24 protein-coding genes are annotated in these 18736 nt (G+C 57.8%); 12 read left to right on the forward strand and 12 right to left on the reverse strand.

Translation table 11 applies throughout. The annotated features are described in order from the left end of the window. From ABSE13_RS08790 to ABSE13_RS08820, 7 genes are all read right to left on the reverse strand, one after another. A partial coding sequence (locus tag ABSE13_RS08790) for a S1 RNA-binding domain-containing protein (protein ID WP_424028144.1) occupies window positions 1–185 on the reverse strand: 185 nt, incomplete at its 3' end. A gap of 6 nt (window positions 186–191) precedes the next feature. Next, complete coding sequence (locus ABSE13_RS08795; RefSeq protein WP_424028145.1) at window positions 192–380, reverse strand: 30S ribosomal protein S27e; 189 nt, start codon at window positions 378–380, stop codon at window positions 192–194. A 6-nt stretch (window positions 381–386) separates the two neighbouring features. After that, window positions 387–665, reverse strand: coding sequence for a 50S ribosomal protein L44e (locus tag ABSE13_RS08800; RefSeq protein WP_424028146.1), 279 nt, complete (start codon window positions 663–665; stop codon window positions 387–389). Between the two features lie 38 nt (window positions 666–703). Continuing rightward, window positions 704–1417, reverse strand: coding sequence for a hypothetical protein (locus tag ABSE13_RS08805; RefSeq protein WP_424028147.1), 714 nt, complete (start codon window positions 1415–1417; stop codon window positions 704–706). Between the two features lie 12 nt (window positions 1418–1429). Further along, window positions 1430–2572, reverse strand: coding sequence for a DNA primase catalytic subunit PriS (priS, locus tag ABSE13_RS08810; RefSeq protein ID WP_424028148.1), 1143 nt, complete (start codon window positions 2570–2572; stop codon window positions 1430–1432). Then, window positions 2569–4146, reverse strand: coding sequence for a tRNA uridine(34) 5-carboxymethylaminomethyl modification radical SAM/GNAT enzyme Elp3 (locus ABSE13_RS08815; RefSeq protein WP_424028149.1), 1578 nt, complete (start codon window positions 4144–4146; stop codon window positions 2569–2571). Before ABSE13_RS08815 ends, priS begins: the two co-directional genes overlap by 4 nt. 6 nt (window positions 4147–4152) lie before the next feature. Next, window positions 4153–4419 carry a UPF0058 family protein gene (locus ABSE13_RS08820; protein ID WP_424028150.1) on the reverse strand — a complete coding sequence of 89 codons (267 nt, stop codon included), beginning with the start codon at window positions 4417–4419 and terminating at the stop codon, window positions 4153–4155. Window positions 4420–4474: 55 nt separating this feature from the next. Between ABSE13_RS08820 and ABSE13_RS08825 the strand changes: the two genes are divergently transcribed. Then, a complete protein-coding gene (locus tag ABSE13_RS08825) occupies window positions 4475–5377 on the forward strand; it encodes an ADP-ribosylglycohydrolase family protein (protein WP_424028151.1) in 903 nt (300 codons plus the stop codon). Between the two features lie 190 nt (window positions 5378–5567). Further along, window positions 5568–6638, forward strand: a complete 1071-nt coding sequence (locus ABSE13_RS08830) for a hypothetical protein (RefSeq protein ID WP_424028152.1) — start codon at window positions 5568–5570, stop codon at window positions 6636–6638. Window positions 6639–6851: 213 nt separating this feature from the next. Here ABSE13_RS08830 and ABSE13_RS08835 read toward each other — a convergent pair whose 3' ends face one another. Both ABSE13_RS08835 and ABSE13_RS08840 read right to left on the reverse strand, forming a co-directional pair. Then, the gene (locus ABSE13_RS08835) at window positions 6852–7298 is read right to left on the reverse strand and encodes a UPF0179 family protein (RefSeq protein WP_424028153.1); all 447 of its coding nucleotides are present in this window, start codon (window positions 7296–7298) and stop codon (window positions 6852–6854) included. 7 nt (window positions 7299–7305) lie between these two features. Next, entirely contained in the window at window positions 7306–8385 is a 1080-nt protein-coding gene (locus tag ABSE13_RS08840; protein ID WP_424028203.1) for an NAD(P)-dependent glycerol-1-phosphate dehydrogenase, read from the reverse strand. 11 nt (window positions 8386–8396) lie between these two features. On the opposite strand from ABSE13_RS08840, the gene ABSE13_RS08845 reads away from it, so the two are divergent. The 7 genes from ABSE13_RS08845 to ABSE13_RS08875 all read left to right on the forward strand — a co-directional run bounded on the left by ABSE13_RS08845 (window position 8397) and on the right by ABSE13_RS08875 (window position 14399). Beyond that, entirely contained in the window at window positions 8397–9245 is an 849-nt protein-coding gene (locus ABSE13_RS08845; RefSeq protein WP_424028154.1) for a DUF63 family protein, read from the forward strand. After that, window positions 9238–9804, forward strand: a complete 567-nt coding sequence (locus ABSE13_RS08850) for a stage II sporulation protein M (RefSeq protein ID WP_424028155.1) — start codon at window positions 9238–9240, stop codon at window positions 9802–9804. The genes ABSE13_RS08845 and ABSE13_RS08850 overlap by 8 nt, the downstream gene beginning before the upstream one ends. Window positions 9805–9818: 14 nt before the next feature. After that, on the forward strand, window positions 9819–11255 hold the full coding sequence (gene proS, locus ABSE13_RS08855) for a proline--tRNA ligase (protein ID WP_424028156.1): 1437 nt from the start codon (window positions 9819–9821) through the stop codon (window positions 11253–11255). 80 nt (window positions 11256–11335) lie between these two features. After that, the gene (locus tag ABSE13_RS08860) at window positions 11336–12046 is read left to right on the forward strand and encodes a sugar phosphate isomerase/epimerase family protein (protein WP_424028157.1); all 711 of its coding nucleotides are present in this window, start codon (window positions 11336–11338) and stop codon (window positions 12044–12046) included. Between the two features lie 77 nt (window positions 12047–12123). Then, the gene (locus tag ABSE13_RS08865; RefSeq protein ID WP_424028158.1) at window positions 12124–12399 is read left to right on the forward strand and encodes an acylphosphatase; all 276 of its coding nucleotides are present in this window, start codon (window positions 12124–12126) and stop codon (window positions 12397–12399) included. 122 nt (window positions 12400–12521) lie between these two features. Continuing rightward, the gene (locus ABSE13_RS08870; RefSeq protein ID WP_424028159.1) at window positions 12522–12920 is read left to right on the forward strand and encodes a hypothetical protein; all 399 of its coding nucleotides are present in this window, start codon (window positions 12522–12524) and stop codon (window positions 12918–12920) included. Between the two features lie 144 nt (window positions 12921–13064). After that, window positions 13065–14399, forward strand: coding sequence for a YcdB/YcdC domain-containing protein (locus ABSE13_RS08875; protein ID WP_424028160.1), 1335 nt, complete (start codon window positions 13065–13067; stop codon window positions 14397–14399). Between the two features lie 20 nt (window positions 14400–14419). Here ABSE13_RS08875 and ABSE13_RS08880 read toward each other — a convergent pair whose 3' ends face one another. From ABSE13_RS08880 to ABSE13_RS08890, 3 genes are all read right to left on the reverse strand, one after another. After that, window positions 14420–14875 (reverse strand): hypothetical protein, encoded by a 456-nt coding sequence (locus tag ABSE13_RS08880; RefSeq protein WP_424028161.1) that lies wholly within the window; start codon window positions 14873–14875, stop codon window positions 14420–14422. A gap of 156 nt (window positions 14876–15031) precedes the next feature. Beyond that, window positions 15032–15340 (reverse strand): hypothetical protein, encoded by a 309-nt coding sequence (locus ABSE13_RS08885; RefSeq protein ID WP_424028162.1) that lies wholly within the window; start codon window positions 15338–15340, stop codon window positions 15032–15034. A 3-nt stretch (window positions 15341–15343) separates the two neighbouring features. Then, window positions 15344–16237 carry an Mrp/NBP35 family ATP-binding protein gene (locus ABSE13_RS08890; protein ID WP_424028163.1) on the reverse strand — a complete coding sequence of 298 codons (894 nt, stop codon included), beginning with the start codon at window positions 16235–16237 and terminating at the stop codon, window positions 15344–15346. A gap of 142 nt (window positions 16238–16379) precedes the next feature. Here ABSE13_RS08890 and ABSE13_RS08895 point away from each other — a divergent pair, with 142 nt between their 5' ends. The 3 genes from ABSE13_RS08895 (at window position 16380) to ABSE13_RS08905 (ending at window position 18725) form a co-directional block, all read left to right on the forward strand. After that, the gene (locus ABSE13_RS08895) at window positions 16380–16832 is read left to right on the forward strand and encodes a YbhB/YbcL family Raf kinase inhibitor-like protein (protein ID WP_424028164.1); all 453 of its coding nucleotides are present in this window, start codon (window positions 16380–16382) and stop codon (window positions 16830–16832) included. Window positions 16833–16909: 77 nt separating this feature from the next. Continuing rightward, a complete protein-coding gene (locus ABSE13_RS08900; protein WP_424028165.1) occupies window positions 16910–17371 on the forward strand; it encodes a YbhB/YbcL family Raf kinase inhibitor-like protein in 462 nt (153 codons plus the stop codon). 166 nt (window positions 17372–17537) lie between these two features. After that, window positions 17538–18725: a deoxyguanosinetriphosphate triphosphohydrolase family protein gene (locus ABSE13_RS08905; RefSeq protein WP_424028166.1), complete on the forward strand. Its 1188-nt coding sequence runs from the start codon at window positions 17538–17540 to the stop codon at window positions 18723–18725. Window positions 18726–18736 lie beyond the last annotated feature (11 nt).

Here is an 18736-nt window from a genome sequence, read left to right on the forward strand (position 1 = left end):
ATCTTCTGGCCTTCCCGGATATGGTCGCGGATGTACTTGATCCAGCCCGTTGCAATTTCAGAGATGGGGATGAGCCCCTGGCGGCCACCGTACTCATCGAGCGAGACGAAGGCAACAAAGTCCTTGACGTTCTCAACCGTGCAGACGACCAGTTCTGATTCCTGTGGCCACTCTCTGTCCGTCATGGGTGGTTACTTGAGCTCCTGGATGATCTCTGCCTTGAGGTTTGCCCTGCCGCCTGCCGGGGTGGCAAGCTCGCGGCCGCATACTACGCACTTGACGAGCGTGCTGGCCTTCTCGAAGATGACCTGCTCGTTGTCGCAGTCAGGGCACTTTACCTTGAAAAATTTACTCCGGTTTTCCCGAATCTGTTGTACCATTTCGCTTCACTCCGTCAGTTCGAACTTTGCGACACGGTAACCCTTGCGCAGGTGCGCCTTTCCGCAGGTGACACAGCGGTACCGGACGTTGATCTTCTTGGTCGGCTTGTCGCCGCCGGGCACCTTTGAGAACTTGCCCATGTTACCCACTTTACCCCTCCGGGCCTTCTGGCGGTCGATCCAGTGGAGGCCGGTGGTCTTGCCTTTCTTTACCTTTTCAACCTCGTGCACCTGATGATTCCTGCAAAAGGGGCAGTAAGTTGTAAATTTCGCTGGCATCTTCATGAAAATTTCACCGATAATCCCGATTAAGAATACCTATATTATTTGCAAAGTTGGATATTTAAGACTATGTTGCGTTCGCTCAGTACCGCAGCGTTCCGCTCCGGAAGCGTCACTATATCTCCTTTTGAGAGGGTATAAATCCTCCCATCCACTCCCATGAACGATTCCATGTCGTCCAGCACCCGGACAAGGGTGCAGGGATGGGCGAGGATGGAGGGCATCCCCGCCGCCTGTGCAACAGAACCCGCTGCCAGCGGAAGATCCTGTCCTCCCTGGTTCATATCTTCCTGCAGGGATTCTCCCATCCCGTCACCGTCGCCGGTTTCGGCAGCGACAACAGCGGGCGTGGTAATCAGGGGTGCATGAATGTTGCTGTGGGGTTTGTTGTAAAGCAGGATTCCCTGGCACTTCTCGATACTTGCCGTTGCCGCATCAAACATCTCCCGCTCGGCCGGGATCATCCGCTTGACTTCCTCGCGGTCGTAATAGTTGCCCTCCGCATGCATGATCGTAAGGGCAAGGATCTTGCGCGACCGGATTGCAAACAGGTCCTGAAGGGTCTCGCGGATCGAGAGTGTCTCATCGATCAGGGAACGGGCATCGTCCGAGAACGGGTCCTCGAATGCATACACTTTTTTGGTGATCGCGGCGAGTTCCGCATGGCCTTTCTCGAAGATATCGGGAGCAACAGCGGTAAGCCGCCCGGTCTCCCGTTCCGAGAGAAGGATACTACGAAGATCGTCGAGATGCATTGTGTTGCCCGCCTAGGTGATTTCCGCCATGCCGCGACAGCAGAGAAAAACTGCTACCGCTTCCGGTACTGTAGAGATGCCCTTTTTGAGCTCATAAGTACTTCCGAGCATTGGCATCTTCAGCGGGAACTTCTGGTCTACCCTGACATCCCGGGTCCCGAATACCACCGCATCGGTGAGGGGATCGAAGTCGTGGAACTCGCGGAGCTCAAGTGGTTGCACCCGCATCCCGCTCCCGCCATGGAGAGATGTCGGCATCCGGATCAACCGTTTCGTGTCGGTCGTGACCGGTTCATCGGCCAGTGCAGCCCGTTCGAGCAGGCGCTTCCGGAACTCCCCGTCATCCTTTTCGACAAGGATCCGGAGGGCATCGTCCCGGAGCTTTCCCTTCACAACGAGTTCCGCGGGCCGGGTGGCGAGATGCTTTGAAAGCGTCCCGCGTTCGTTCAGCAGCCGCTCGGCGGTTTTGTCGCCGATGCCCGGGTGGGAGGTCAGGTACTTGATCGCCTCTTCATGCGGCATTTCCCCGATCCAGTCGAGATACTCCAGAAGGGTCTCGCGGTACCGCTTCGGCCAGCCAGGCCCGGTCGTGATCTTCCCGGAGAGCAGGGCGCCCGGGTCGATCCCGATCCCGCAGACATAGTCGATCAGTTCCCGGCGCTCGGCACTCCCCCAGCCCCGGAACGCAATGTCCTTTACATGGACGTGATACCCCCGCCCCCCCGAGAAGACCAGCTCGATCGTCTTTGGGTCCATGCCAAACTCATCGGTCAGCATTGTAAGGAGTTTTCCGGTCTCAACCTTGACCCGGGCGAGCATCTGGTCGTACGGGCCCCGCACGATATGGTCCGCATCGAGGTCGAAGATCAGGTCCGCCCCGCACCAGCCTTTGTCTGCCATGGTCCCGGCATCCGGCTTCTCGTAGTACGCAGTTGAGTAGTAGGCGTGCTGGGGGATCAGGTTCCGTATATAGTCCCCGAGTTCCTCCCTGCCGGAGAAGCCGATATGCCTGCGCATCCGCATCTCCGAGCCGCCCGGGTTGAAGAGGACAAAACCCCACTCGCGCTGCACGAGGGACGAGGGTGTAAGGAGGACTGCCTTCCGGTAGTACTCGGTAAATCGCTGGCGGAGGAATTCGGTCGTTGCCGGGTTCATTGCAGCACCTTAACCATATAGGGTCCGCTGCGCTCATAGCCCTGCCTGCGGTAATACGGCCGGACTCCTATCCCGCTCATGATCGCGAGGCTGGTGAACCCGCCATCGGTTGCGATCTCTTCTGCCCGGGCGAGGAGCAGCCGGCCAAAGTTCCGGTGCTGCCACTCCTCGTCACCGGCATCCTTCCCGACCGACACAAGGCTGCCATAGACATGCAGTTCCCGCAGGAGTGCTGCACAGTCAAGCTCCTGGCGGTAGACCTGCGAGGGGAACCGGAGCCGGGCAAAGCCGATCAGGGAATCACCCGACACCGCCGAGATGAAGTGCTCCTGCCCTCCGCAGGCCTCGTACTCGAGAACACGCACTTCCGCTTCCACAACCGAGGGGAGCCGGCCAATCTCCCGGCAGCGAATGCACCGGCACCGCTTCCCGAGCGAAGTGAGTCGGTTCTGGGCCAGCTGCCGGAAGTTCGAATGCTTTGAACCGGCCACGATCAGCTTTGCCGGGATGTCCCGCTGGATCCGCTGGAGCCGGGTGAACTCAGGGATCACCGACTTTGCATACGCAATGAGATCCACGAGTTCCTCCTCACCATAGGAGGAGTAGAGGCCCCGCTGCCAGAGATCCTCGATCTCCGAGCCGGGCGTGACGAGAGTCGGGTAGATCTTGAGGAAGTCCGGCTTGAACCGGGGATCGGTGAAGATCGTATCGAACATCGCCCGGTCCGCCTCGATTGTCGATGACGGCAGGTTCGGCATCATGTGGAACCCGACCTTGAGCCCGGCATCGCGGAGAAGGGTGTTGGCCTCAACAGTATCCGCCACTGTGCACCCCCGCCGGTTGAAGGCAAGGACAGCATCGTCCGTATGCTGGACCCCGAGCTCCACCTTGGTCACGCCAAGTTCGAGCATCCGGTCAATATGCTCCCGCCGGCACCAGTCCGGCCGGGTCTCGAACGTTATCGCAACGTTTCGGATCGCCGACTGCTCATTCTCAGCCTCTACGGTTGCCACATCACGAGCTTCCACGGCAGGGGATCCCCCGGGATATGTATTCATCGCCTCGATGCAGCGGGATACAAACGATTCCTGGTACTCCACCGGCCGTGCGGTCATCGTCCCGCCCATCACGATCAGCTCGACCTTGTCTACCCTGTGCCCGAGGATCTCAAACTGTTCGAGACGGGCATGCACCTGCCGGAACGGGTCGTACCCGTGCTCCCGTGCCCGTTTTGCCGCCGGCTCCTCACCGGTATAACTCTGTGGGGAATGGAATGGATGGTCGGGCCCGCCCGGACAGGGAAGACACTTGCCGTGCGGGCAGGCAAAGGGAGAGGTCATAACGGCAACCGGTGCAACGCCAGATAGCGTGCGGGTCGGCTTGACGAGCAGGATCTTCCGGAGCGTCTCCCGCTCCCCCGGTGCGGCTGCTGCAAGGATCGCGGAGTTCTTGGGCACCGCGGGCAAGGAGTACTTCCGACAGACCGCAATCTTGGCGGCAACAATCGCGTCGTCACCGGGGGGCAGGGTGAGGATACGGGAGATCATCTCCCGCAACGCCATGACCTCATCCATAGAAAATTAATGTTCAGCTGCAACTTTGACCGATGCAGTCTCAGAAGAGTAGTTCACCACGGGCATGCTGCGGTGGTGGATATGGGAGACGATCTCATCCCCGAGCGTGAGGAGAGCGTCCTTGTGGGCCTTCTTGTCCTTGTGGATGTGGACAGGAGAGATCTCAAGGGAGTTGTAACGATCCGTCTGTATTTCCTCGTTGTTGACTCCCTCGTAATACTTCTTGATGTGGATCATCAACATGTGTAAATGCAGCAACTCTTCCTTTTGCACACTATCACCTTAGTCTGAATCAATCCTTAATTTGTGGTGCACATATACCTTACTGGTGAAATTTATAACAGGAAACCTGCGGCACGTGGGATCCCTGGTTGCGCTCGCAATTGGGGATGCGTTGGGTGCGCCTTTTGAAGGATCTCCGCAACCTGAAGCGTGGGTGGCAGAAATGCGTTCCGGTGGGCGGCATTTCCGGAAAAAAGGGGAGGTCACGGACGATACCCTGCAGGCCATCGCAGTCGCGGAATCGCTTGCAATTTGCGGGGGTTTCAACCCGGAAGACCTTGTTATGCGATTGGTTGCCGGGTACAAATTGCGTCCCGCATGGTTCGGTCCAACATCCTCAGCATTCTTTGATCTGGTGGAATCCGGGACCCTGCCGCACCTTGCTGCACGGCTCGTTCACAAACGCCGTGGGAGCAGCCGGTCCAACGGCAGCGTGATGCGGGGGTTCCCCCTCGGGATCTTCTTCCCTGCCCTGCGGGTTTACGATGTCAGCTTAACCTGTTCGCGGCTCACCCATTACGACCCGGTCGGGGGCCACTGCTCCGCGTTCCTGAACGTGATGGTGAGCGACCTGTGCCGGGGGATCTCCAGGGCAACGGCATTCCGGCATGCACGATCGCTTTGTATACATCCTGAGGTACGCACTGTGCTCGGCAATTACCAGCATTATACTATAGTGCCCGGGCTCGATGCAGTGGAATGTTCCCACGCGGCCCTCTCCTGCTTCATGGAATCGCGATCTCTGGAGCATGCAATGCTTTGGGCGATCAACCTCGGCGGGGATACAGACACGGTCGGTGCCTGTACCGGTGCACTTGCGGGTGCATACTGGGGGATCGATTCTGTGCCTGAACGGTGGAGCCGGGAGGTTGAGGGGCATGACAGGCTGGTGCAGCTTGCAGGTCAGATATGGGAAGCGAGATCAGATCGATGTGGGAACAGACGGTAATGCAACAATTTTCGGGGACGCTATCCGGCGTATCCTGAATAGTTTACATAACGGGCCATGAAAAAATAGTGGCCGTCAATAAATATACACTCTGCAGCGTGTGACTGGCCGGTCCCAAAAGGCTGGAGAACCAGATCGTATGCATTAATACGATCCGGTTTTAAAAAGACCTCCCATACAGGTGAGTCCAATGGAGGGGAAGATACGGACGGGTACCAATCGCTGGTATATCGGTGCTGCTGTGTGCATACTGGTCATCCTGGTCATGGCTGCCGGGTGCAACATGGCCGCAAGCCCACCACCCGGGAATGACAACGGGGGAAGCGGCGGGGGAGAGAACGGGGGTTCATCGCACTCGGTGGGCGATACCGGAACAGAGACCTGGCAAGCTACGTTTTCGGTCACGGAGAATGATCATACCACGATGGCACTAACAAGAGTCGGCGATACGGCATCCACGCAGAAAGAGGAAGCAACATCCACACTGGAATTCCACGGTACGTTTCCGGTCGTGATGGCACATGAGAGAACTTCGGAGGGGGATCATTATTACATTCCTGACCGCCCGGACAAGGGATATCCCGCCAGCGGGTCGTTCGAGTCCCATGACCACGTGGCCTCGACCGGGCAGGAGACCGGCTGCCACCCGATGGCATTCGAGACCTTCGATCAGGAGCAGCTCGGATCCATCTCGCTGACAAATTTTGATTTTGCTGTCGAGGGGCCAAAGGAATTTGTCCAGGTGGACAACAGTTTCCCGACAACGATCGAGACCAAGGATGTCTTTTCGGATCCGAAGGACTGCCCGAACAGCGAGGAAACTACCACACAGAACGGCGGTACCTGGTACCAGTGCCATTCCGATACCCCGAACCCGGATGACACGTTCCCGGGCGGAACCCACGATTTCCACCGCGAGGGTTCCCGTTATGTCATCCTGTGCCATGCAATGATAAACACTCCGTATAATGACGATGCGGAATACCACTACGATCCGAGCTCGATGAAAACGGAGGATATCACCCTGAAGATCACCATGGACCCGGATTACGTGCAGGGAACAGCTACGCCCACATCGTCTCCGACACCCACGATACCGGAACCGACTCTGAGTCTCGCTCCGCTGGAACCAACGGTTAGTCTGGCACCGCTTGAACCTACCGTAAGCCTCGCACCACTTGCACCAACGGTAAGCCTTGCACCGCTGGTGACTCCGGAGATTACCCTTGCACCGCTGGTAACACCAACGTCCGGGAAATGAACTGCTGAAATTTCCCTTTTTTCTTTTGTAAAAACATCCTCCGGCAAGCCGGGATATTCACGAGGGGGAAACACAATATCCGGAGAGTATTACTAGATCTCACAAAAAGACATCACAAGCGGTGCAGCAAAGAAAGAGAACAATATGGCAGATGATGGCGTTTACCGATAATCAGCACAGGCAGACATAAAAAAATATTACACGGGGAGATTCTCATGCCGGCTTGATCTCCACGAGCTTGAGCGCCCGGCCCTTGTCGCAGATATCCGAAGCGTTCCCGAGCACATCAACTACCGTGTACTTCTCGCCTTCGACCACGCCCTCAGGCCGGCAGAGTGCAAAACTCCGGCAGTCTCCCTTATTACAGGAAAAATCGGGCTTGATCTTGGAATTGATGATCGCCATCTCCGGGCTGATCAGGATCGTGATCGGGGCCTCGGTCACCTCGACTGCGGTCGCACCATTGAGATGGACCGCACATTCGTGATGGGTGGTCCTGACGGTCACGATCCGGTACTTGTGCCCTTTCTGGAGATTATTACAGGCCTTCTTTACCTTGCAGCTGTCGCACCCGGGCGCCTCGCCCTCGTAGATGAACTCTACACCCTGCCGGGCAAGCACCGTTCCCACGAGCGTTACCTTGGATTTCGATTCGGTCATCTGGTCCTCACTCCCGGTAGAGCATCTGCACGAGGTTCTCTGCGGATTCGCGTGTGAGCCCCATATCGAATATGGTAAAGCGCTCAGGACGGATAGTCTTTGCCATCAGGAGCGCCTCGACGGCAATGGCATCGTCAATACCCACCTCCGCCGGCGTCACGGGTGCGCCGATGCTTTTCAGGGAGGAACGGATACTCCGCCAGTCGCCGCCGTGCAGGTACATGGAGATGATCGTCCCGATCCCACAGCTCTCGCCGTGAAGAGCCTTCCCCGGGGCCAGCTTGTCGAGAGCGTGGGAAAACTTATGCTCCCCACCGCTTGCCGGCCGGGACGAGCCGGCAATGCTCATCGCAACCCCGCTCGAGACGAGCGCTTTGGTGACAAACCACGCGGACTGCTCCTGGTGCGGCTTGATCAGGTGGGCATTCTTCACCAGGATCTCCGCGGTCATCTTCGAGAGCGCGATCGCGTACTCGCTCATTGGTTCGCCTTTCACCCGGTGGGCGAGCTCCCAGTCGAGGATTGCAGTGTAATTCGAGATAACGTCTGCACAGCCCGCGGCAAGGAGCCGATGGGGGGCGGAAGCGATGATCCCCGTATCCGCTACGATCGCAATCGGGGGCTGAGCCTCGAGCGACGAGTGCCCCTCGTCCATCGCGACCGAGGCGCGGGCGGAGGCGATGCCGTCATGGGAAGCTGCGGTCGGGACGGAGATGAACTGGATGTCGAGGTTGTATGCTACAATCTTTGCGGTATCGATTACCCGGCCGCCGCCAACACCGATAATGAAATCCATACCCGCGGCCGCCTTCTCAGCCTCCTTGATGACGGGGATGGTGATCTCTTCGGCAAGGAACGGGGTCACCGTGCGGCCGGGCGAGAGGATATCCCTTACCCGGTTGCCGGCAAGCTCCATCGTGCCCCTGCCCGAGATCAGGAGCGCAGAAGGGCCAAGGCTGAGGTCATCGCAGACCGCGGGAATCTGCCCGAAGACATCGTGCCCGATCACCACGTCACGGGGCAGCTGCATCCACTTGGACTTGTCAAAGACCTTATCCTTGAGTAATTTTATTGCATCTGCGCTCATTGTACTCATGGATGATTAGTGATTTCCTCTACAAATACTACATCGATCCCATACGATACGAACAGCCTTACAACGCTGTCGAGACAATCACGTACGCCCTCATCCTCATAGTCGCGCTCTACCTGATCTACCGCTGGTTTAACAGCTCGGACTTCAAGGTTGACGGCCGGTTCGTGCTCGCCACCATCCCTTATGTGATCTTCGGGGGTGTCCTCAGGGTGGTCCAGGACACCCACATGATCCAGTCCGACATCCAGTTTGCGATCGTCACGCCGTTCATCTACTTTGTCATCTTCGCCTATACGTTTGGTATCCTCCTCTTCTCCCGGCACCTGGAGCGGCAGGGATTTGTCGACGATTACCTGAAGGTCTATGCGGGTGCCGGCATCTTTTCGACATTCTGTGTCGCGCTTGTCCTCATCGCCTGGAGCATCCCTCACCATGGGGTCGACCTCTCGATCCTCGCCATCATCCTCGGTATGGCAGTCACTGCAACGGCGATCGTCTGGGGATTCATCAGATATATCCTCAAGTGGGAGTACGTCAGAGACCCGCTCTACGTGATGCTCCTCTTCGGCCAGCTGCTTGACGCGAGCGCCACGAGCTACGGTATTGACTTCCACCCCGGGGTCCACTACATCGAGCAGCATGTTGTCGGTTCTTTCCTGATCGACTGGGCACATACCGCGTTCATCATGTTCCCCCTGAAACTGGTGGTGCTCTTCCCTGCGATCTACTTCATGCAGATGTTCCGGAAAGAGGCGAACCCGGCATTCTGGCATCTCGTGCTGCTCGCGATGATCGTGGTCGGGTTTGCCCCGGGTGTCCGGGACATGGTCCGGATGGTACTGTATGTCTGATTCCGTACTCACCGATGCGCTTATCATCACGCTCCTTCTCTTTTTTACCACGGTTACGGTCGGCTGGCTGGGTTCAGCACAGAACCCGTCGATGGGGCAGGACCTCATGAAACTCTTCGAGAAAGAAGTAGCCGGCCAGATGTCCACCAGTAACCCGGCCGATCTGTGCGCCAAGCTCTTTGCCAACAACCTTGAGGCCTGTATCCTGCTCTTCCTTGGCGGGGCATCGTTTGGCATCCTGACAATTTTTATCATGAGCATCAACGGGATCGTGATAGGAGCTGTCATGGAGATAGTCCACAAGGAACACTCGGCGCTCTTTGTCGCCGCCGCGATCCTGCCGCATGGTATCTTCGAGATCCCGGCCTTCATTATATCAGGAGCGCTCGGTATCCTGCTCGCCCAGTCATTGATTGCGGAGTGGTATGGCGGGCATGACGCAGCCGCGGATGCGGCCCGCTATGCCCGGCTCTTTATTGTCTATGTCCTGCCGCTGGTCGCCATAGCCGCATGCGTCGAGGCTTTTATTACGCCGGCAGTCATACATCTGGTAGCTTAGAGGGTTAGACAGAAATGGACGACGATACGGGCGCCCTGCCGCCGAAGCAGGACTTTTCCGGATGGTTTAACGATCTTCTCTGGCGGGCCGGGATCATGGATGTCCGCTACCCGGTCAAGGGGCTCTATGTCTGGTACCCGTACGGGTTTGCGATCCGCAAGTTCGTGTACAACGGGCTCCGCGAACTTCTCGACCGGGACCACCAGGAGACGCTATTTCCCCTCCTGATTCCTGAGCAGGAGTTCATGAAGGAGGCCGAGCATATCAAGGGCTTCGAGAACGAGGTCTACTGGGTGACCCACGGGGGCACGACCCCGCTCGATGTGAAGCTCGCTCTCCGGCCCACGAGTGAGACGGCAATCTACCCGATGTATGCACTCTGGCTCCGCTCTCATGCCGATCTGCCGATGAAATACTACCAGATCGTCAACACGTTCCGGTACGAGACCAAGCAGACCCGGCCCCTGATCCGTCTCCGCGAGATCACCTCGTTCATGGAATCCCACACGGTCCACGCCACGTGGGATGAGGCAGAGGCACAGGTGGAGTATGAACTCGGCCTCACCAAAGAATTCTATGACGGGCTCTGCATACCGATCACCATCTCGAAGCGCCCGGACTGGGACAAGTTCCCGGGAGCGGACTATACGATCGCAGTGGACGCGATCATGCCGAACGGCCGGACCCTCCAGATCGGTACTGTCCACCACCTCGGCACGCATTTCTCGAAGACATTCTCGATCAAGTACGAGGACAAGAACGGGGAGCAGCAGCTCGCGAACCAGACCTGCTACGGGATCTCGGAGCGGTGCATCGCGGCCCTCATCAGCCTGCACGGCGACGACAAGGGGCTGATCCTGCCACCGGCCGTGGCACCGGTCCAGGCGGTCATCGTCCCGATCACGATCGGGAAGCGGCACGAGGACGTACTCGCCGCTGCCCAGAAACTTGAGGCGGATCTCAAGGCCGCAGGGTTCCGGGTGAAGACGGATATCCGCGACATGCGGCCCGGTGCGAAATACTACTGGTGGGAGCTCCGGGGCGTGCCGCTCCGGCTCGAGCTCGGGCCGAGAGATCTTGATGGCGGGAAAGTGATGGCCGTCAAACGGACGGGCGAAAAGAGCCAGATCGAGCTTGCGACAGTCACGGACGGCGTAACCCGGGTGCTTGGCGAGATAACAGAGGCAATCCGTGTGAAGGCCGAGGAACACACGAAGGCACACCTCTGCTCCGTCGACTCGATGGAAGCCCTCAACGCAGCGCTCAACGAGGGCAAGGTCGCGGTCGTTCACTGGTGCCGGGAACGGGGCTGCGGGGACGCGATCGAGGAGAAGGCGAACTCGAGTATCCTCGGCACCGAAGTCCGTTCACTTTACGTCCCGTGCACTGACGGGTGCTGCATCGTCTGCGGGAATCCCGGCAAGGCGACGCTTGTGGGCAGGACATACTGAATTTTACCAAAAGTCATACGGAGTCAGCTGCCTGCCTCCCGGCCCAAACCTTTTTCGTTTGCCCCGCGCCACCGCTCATCATGATTGGTATCTCGACCTACTGCCTCCTTGAGGAGCCGCTGCCTGTAGCACTGGACCGGCTCTCTGCCCTCACCGGCCTCATCGAGGTAGTAGACGAGGGCCCCCACTTCGTCACCGATACCGGACTCTTTGAGAGTTATTCCACGGATTTCATTTTTCATGCCCCCTACCATGGGATGAACATCGCCTGCCTCTTCGAGCCCATCCGCAGGGCAAGCGTCGAGGTGATGACCGATTGCTTCACGGTTGCCGCGGAGATCGGGGCTGCCGTGGTCCTCCACCCGGGCTATTTTGCCTGGGAACAGGAGCGGGAGCAGGCGGACCGGCAGTTCAAAAAATCCCTGAGGGAGCTAACCGATTTTGCCTGCGAGCACTCGCTTACGTTTTATTTCGAGAATATGGGGGACATGAATTTCTTCAACCTGCGGACACCCGAAGACCTTGCGATCATAGACGGTACCGGATTCACCCTTGACGTTGGACATGCGAACCTCAATCAGTGCCTGCCGGGATTCCTCCGGAAAAAGATCAGCCACATGCACATCCACGATAATAACGGGAAACGGGATACTCACAGTACTGTCGGAGAAGGGGAGATCGATTTTGCCCCGGTGATGGCAGCACAGCGGCGGGAAAAGGCGACCGCAGTCATTGAAGTGAGGTCATTTGAAGGCGTCCTGAAGAGTATGAAGGCGCTCGAAGCATTGTGAAGGACATCCCCGTTTCCTGCGATACGATCCCTGCCGTTTGCCAAGATTTATGGCAGGTCGTTTCCTGATAGTACCGTATGGAGAGGATCATGGCCGTTGCCCGGGGAAGGGTGCAGGGTGTTGGATACCGGCACTTTGTTGAAGGATGCGCCCACGCGACCGGGGTGCACGGGTACGTGAAGAACATGCCGGACGGCACCGTGGAGATGGTTGCCGAAAGTTCCCCGGCCTCACTTGAAGATTTTATCCGGCTCACCCATGCCCGGGACGATCCGGTGATCCATGTCGAGCAGATCGCGGTCACGCAGGGTCAGGCCACAGGTGAGTTCAGGGGCTTCCGGGTGGAGTGGTAACCCGGCTGGAGTCCGGCGTGTCTCATAAACCATCGAACTGGCGACCGTTCCGGTGACCTCCCCGACATTCGCGACCACAAACCTGTTGACTCCCGCACCCGTACCCCTGCTGGGGACTTCCTATGCGGATAAGGATAACCGGACGGAGCGCAGCTGTCCTGGTCATCGCATCCCTTGCGGTGGCCGGTGTTCTGGCGATTGTTTCAGCACAGAACGGTGGAGGAAATGCAGGGGCCTTTGCTCCCGGGCCGGGCCTAAACAGAACCAACAGCTCGCCGGACCTGGAAATCATTCCTGCGGACTACCGGCCCGGCCCGACACCGGTGACAATTTTCCGGGCCGGACTGAACCAGAGTGTTCTCCCCGGCCCAAGGTATATGGCGTTCGGCCCGAGTGTTATTGAGATTGCGATCGACCCGCGGCTGCTCGCGGTTGTCTTTGCCGGTCTGTTCGCAGGGTGTGCAGCACTGGTCATCTTGGTAATGAGAAGAAACCGGGATGACGACGAGAGGAGCCGGTAGGTACCCCATCGGGGTATGTGTCCCGGCAGAGGTGAGCCGGAGGAATACAGACCCAACGGTCACAGGGAAGCCGGATCGTGCCAAGGAGGCCTGCCCTTTTTTATCTCCTGCCGGAATAACTACTAAAGCAATGAGGCAGCAGAAGTGAGTGCGGACTCCGGGGATTTCAACCAGCCCTATTTACCCGGGCGGTACAGGAAGAAAGTGCGGGAGAACCAGAGCCGGCGGCTCAGGAAAAAACTCCTCCTTGCCGGGGCACTGGTAGCGATTGCTGCCATTGCAATCTTCATTTTTTCCGGCATATTCTCCACCCATGGAACACCATCACCGTTGTCACACCCGCTGGTGCCGGCGTCCGGTTCTGCCATGACGACGATCACAGTATCCGTTGCACCTACGGTCATCCCCGCAACAAATGTCACACCGTCAGAGACCTACGCATTTACTGTCGGGCCCGGGGTCCCCGTCCAGGCATCAGGAGACACAATCTCCCTCAGTGAGGCAGTTGCTTCGCTCCGGGAGTATTACCCGGCCGGTGATTCTTCTATCTCCAGCGTGAATTTCTCATCTGGTTCCAACCACACCCTCTTTGGTTTCACGCTCACCCCGACGACACCTCAGTGGGGAGAAGATTTCGTCGTGTTCATTGATGCCACAACAGGAGAACCGTATGCGCCCGGACAGGAGAATGCCGCCATAACGGCATCAAAGGCGAAGATCCTGGCCCTCTCGGCCTTCCCCGGGATCCACCCGGAGCAGGTGAAGGTCTGGTACGCAAACGATCCGGTCAAGGGAGGCGGGTGGCAGTTCATCTTCCTCACGCAGAACACCGTACTTGCCCGGGGGACCCTGGATGCCACTACCGGTGACACCACCGCACTCATTCTTATTGTCCCGCACACCGGCCGGCCGGCCAGTCCCTCGATCGACCAGGATAAGGCAAAGACGATTGCCGATCAGTACATCAGCGACCACAACGGCGGGCCACTCTCCCTCAACATGACAACGGAACACTATGAGGACTGGAGCACCGCCTCGGAACCGGCAGCAGGGCAGTACGTTCTTACTTACGAGCGGATCTTCCAGGACTTCCCTGTTGATACGGACAGGATCGCGATCGCCGTGGATTCGGTGACCGGGAATGTTCTTTCCTATGACAAGACGTGGACAACGGAGGATTTTGCTTTCTCCCAGACGGTCGAACTGGCCGTCGGCATGCGCGATGCCACGTTTAACGTGATGCAGGCCGCCAAGACAAAGTTCCCGCTCTCCGTTGAGAGCGTCCGGATCATCTCCGCAGATATCCGGTGGAACAACCGGCACACCCCCGGCATCACCCAGCGGCCCGGCAGTGTCCCGCTTGCATGGAAAGTCCTGTTCGATGACGCAACAATCCGGGCCGATCCCACGCTGCCACAGGGTATCGGCTGGGTCGATATCCAGACCGGCAATGTCACGGAGCTGGAGTACCGGCACTAAAGATTTTTTCTAAAAAAATTTCAGCACCGGTCGCAGACGAAATCGACTTTAAGTGCTGTCTTCCGCATGTCGCCCCTTATCTGCTTTTTGCCCCCGCGTACGAACCATTTGTTGCACTTTGCACAGTGCTTGGGGAGGATGCGATCCCACGGCTTCATCGGGATCTCGAGGACAAAACCGGTCCGTTCCCAGTCTTCCGGGGGTTTTTCCGCGTTCTGCTCGTATGAAGCAACGAACTCCATGATCTGGTGGGGGGGCACGCCCAGGTCCACGAATTTCTTGAAGACGAAGTAGTTGAAGATGAGCCACGAGAGGTCGGACCGGTCGAGGATCCCGTCATACTCCCCGAACGCCTCGTCGAAGTCCTCGAGCGAGCAGCCGCACAGCGGGCATTTGCCGCCGACTAGCTCATCGAGAAATACCTCTTCCTGGCATCCCGGACAAGTGGTGTGAGGGGATTGCATGCGTGATGTCATTGTCTCTCCTTAGTGAATAGGCGATATAGTATTCATCAGTACAGGGGTTCCTGATCGTTGCACTAGTATAGCTGTCCTAGTATTTGCCGGGTCGGCACATATAGGTATCACCAGTGCATACCAGGTCACGATAAAAGGGTATTGGTCGGATAGAGATCAATCGGCGGAAGGCTCGGTGGGTTCCATGACAAGGGACCCGAATACAACTTTCTCAAGAACCTGCGCAACGTACTTGATATGCATCGCTGTCTCGAGGTCCTCGTTCCGGTGGACATCGGCATAGAGCTGGAGGCGCATCAGGGAAAACCGGAAACGGTCGAGCGTCTCATCGTCCAGATTCATCGCCTCGCGGTAGACCGGTTCGAGCATGTCGGGGAATGCAAGCGGGTTCTCAAGACACACAACAATCCCGTTGTATATCGGAACAGGCTTTTCCTTACCGGTGAGAATCCGCAGGTAGTCCATCACTTATCCCTCGACAACCCTGATGAGTTCTTCCATGACCTTATCCACGCTCTTCCACGTGGGACTGTCGCCACGGCGGATGATGAACGGGCGGCCTTCGTCGCCGGCCTTGCGCATCTCGATATCGAGCGGGATTGCACCGAGGAACGGGACGCTGAGCTCTTCGGCAATCTTCTTGCCGCCACCCTTGCCGAAGAGGTCGATCTCCTCGCCGCAGTGGGGACAGAGCATCCCACTCATGTTCTCGATGATACCGATGACCGGGAGGCCGAGTTTCTCGATGAACTTTGCCGATTTTCGTGCATCGAGGGTCGCGACATCCTGGGGGGTGGTGACGATTACGGCACCGCGGACATTGGGCGCGAGCTGGGCGATCGTAAGTGCCTCATCACCGGTGCCGGGAGGCAGGTCGACAACAAGGTAGTCAAGCGAGCCCCAGTTGACTTCTGAAAGGAACTGCTGGATCGCTGCCATCTTCATCGGGCCGCGCCAGATGATCGGGGTGCTCGTATCGGGGATGAGGAAGGCCATCGAGATAACCGAGAGCTTGCCGGTGACATGGACGGGTTCGATCTTGTCGTCCATCATCGCCAGCTTGTGCTGCTCGATCCCCAGCATCTTGGGGATGTTGGGGCCATGCATATCGAGATCGAGAAGGCCGACCTTCTTGCCATGGTTCGAAAGCGCATAGGCAAGGTTGACCGAGACGGTCGATTTGCCAACGCCACCCTTGCCGGACAGGACCAGGATCACGTGCCTCACATCGATCTCTGCCTTGGGGGGCATGCCGGCCGGCCCGGTCTTTGCTGACGAGCAGGTGCTGGCGGTAGGGCAGCTCCCGCATTCCTGCTTGCACTCCTCATCCGCCTTGGTCTTCTGGATAGTTTTCTTTGCCATGATTGAACCTCGTAGTAATCGGTATATGATCGTATCAGTTGTTCGCGAGAGACAATAAAGATGGGCGATCTGTGCATATCCGGCCGGCCGCCAGATTTATTACCAGGTCGGGTGCTTATCACTCCTCCAGAGATGACTGGTCATGAGTGATCTTGCTGTCAGCATCGATTTCCTGGAATTCCCACCGGAGATGATCTGTGGCGGGGAGAGCACATCCCCGAAGATCACCATCAGGGGACTTGAGGCCACGTCCGTCGCGGTTATGGTATTCAACCCCTCGATGATGAACCACCTCTCCTACTGCAGCTGGCTGATCTGGAATATGCCCGCTCAGGGGGTTATCCCTGCCGGCATCCCCCATGGGAAGATCATAACAACACCGGTCTCCGCCCACCAGGGCACAAATGATGCCGGTGAGATCGGGTACACGGGCCCCTGCCCGGAGCCCGGCCATATGCACCGCTACCTCTTCCGGGTCTACGGTCTCGATACCATCATCGAGCTCCCCGGCGGCGCAAAGAAGCACGAGCTCCAGGGAGCGATGCATGGCCATATCCTCCAGTACGGGGAGACGGAAGGCGTTGCCTCACGCTGAACACATAATGCCGGCATGCCATCACCGTCATATTTATTTCCCTGTCCGTGCTTCATGACACGAGAGGAGGTTACTGAATGGAGGAACTCAAAGTAAAAATTTCCGTTAAGATCCTGCCCAATGACTATACCTGTGATGGCGAAGACCGGTCGCCCGAGATAACGGTCGGCGGTGTGAACACTGGCATAGCAAAGTGCCTTGCGATCATTGTCAACGACCCGGATGCCGGTGGTGGCGGGGGATTTATCCACTGGCTTGCCTGGAACATTGAGCTTGTCAGACTCATCCCGGAGAAGATCCCAAAGACGCCCGAGGTCACGTTTCCGTTGAAAGCGGTCCAGGGAAAGAACAGCTTTGGGAAGACAGGGTACAACGGCCCTTGTCCCCCGCATGGCCAGACCCACCGTTACTTCTTCAAATTGTACGGGCTGGATACCCTGCTTTCGCTTCCTGCCGGTGCAACAAAAGACGAACTCGCTGCAGCCATGCAGGGCCACGTGGTCCAGTACGGCGAGACATATGTCACGTATGGCAGGTAAGCGTCCCATCTCATTTTTTTTACAAAACACAAACCAACGCAGCCGGATGCCGGCAGCACGCACGTGCTGCGATAAACCGAGAACAATCCTGTTTTTCCCCGCAGGTCCCCGTTACCAGGGGTATGCTGTCGTCATCCTTATGAAGATCGAACACTCATGACCATTGATGAAGAGTCCTGCGCGGGCGAGAGTGCCCGATACAGCAAAGCTAGCCGCGATCAGGGCGATGAACGGGAAGCGCGAGAGACTCCTCTCCCCGCTTGCCACAACAAGCGAGGACGCGGTCCGCAGGCATAACCGGACACCGGAGGATATCCGTACACCCTACTCACGGGATGCTGACCGTATCATCCACACACGCGCCTACACACGGTACATCGACAAGACTCAGGTCTTCTACCTCGTGGAGAACGACCATATCACCCACCGGGTGATCCACGTCCAGCTGGTCTCGAAAATTGCCAGGACGATCGGGAGATCCCTCCGGCTCAACGAAGACCTGATCGAAGCGATCGCACTCGGGCATGACATCGGGCATATCCCGTACGGCCATTTTGGGGAGACCTGCCTGTCCGCCATCTGCGAGCGGAACGGGATCGGGAAATTCTTCCACAACGTCCAGAGCGTCCGGTTCCTCGACCAGATCGAAGACTGTGACCTGACTATGCAGGTGCTCGACGGTATTCTCTGTCATAACGGTGAGGCGGATGATCTTCGGGTCACCGCTGAACCCTGCCCTGGCTGGGCTGCGTTTGACAAGAAAGTGCAGGACAATGCCGACGGAAGACGATCGCGATCTGCCATGACCCTTGAGGGCTGCGTAGTGAAATTCGCCGATACCATTGCCTATATCGGCCGCGACCTGCAGGATGCCCGCGAAGTCGGGCTTATCGGCGAGGGGACACAGATCCCCGAGGGGGCCCGGGTAATTCTTGGCGAAGCGAACCGGGATATAATCAATACCCTGATCTACGATCTGCTGGAGAACAGCGACACGGAAGACAACGGTTTTATCTCGTACAGCCGGGAAGTCGAAAAGGCCCTGATATCCCTGCGCCGGTTTTCCCGGGACGCAATCTATGATCACCCGTCCCTCACATCAGAACGGGGAAAGATCGAGCGGATGTATGCCACCCTCTTCGAGACCGGTCTCCGGGACCTTGAAACGGAAGAGCGGCATGCCAGGATCTTCACAGATTTCCTTGACACCGGCTGGATCAGCCGTCAGTATCTTAAGACTGCCACTCCCGCAGAACTTGTCAGGGATTTCCTCGCCGGTATGACCGACCGGTACTTTGCGAAGCGTTACGAGGAATGTGTAATCCCCCGGCGGGTAGAAGGGAGATTCCGCTAAAACGGGGAGAG

The sequence above is a fragment of the Methanoregula sp. genome (assembly GCF_049518935.1).
Taxonomy (GTDB): domain Archaea; phylum Halobacteriota; class Methanomicrobia; order Methanomicrobiales; family Methanospirillaceae; genus Methanoregula.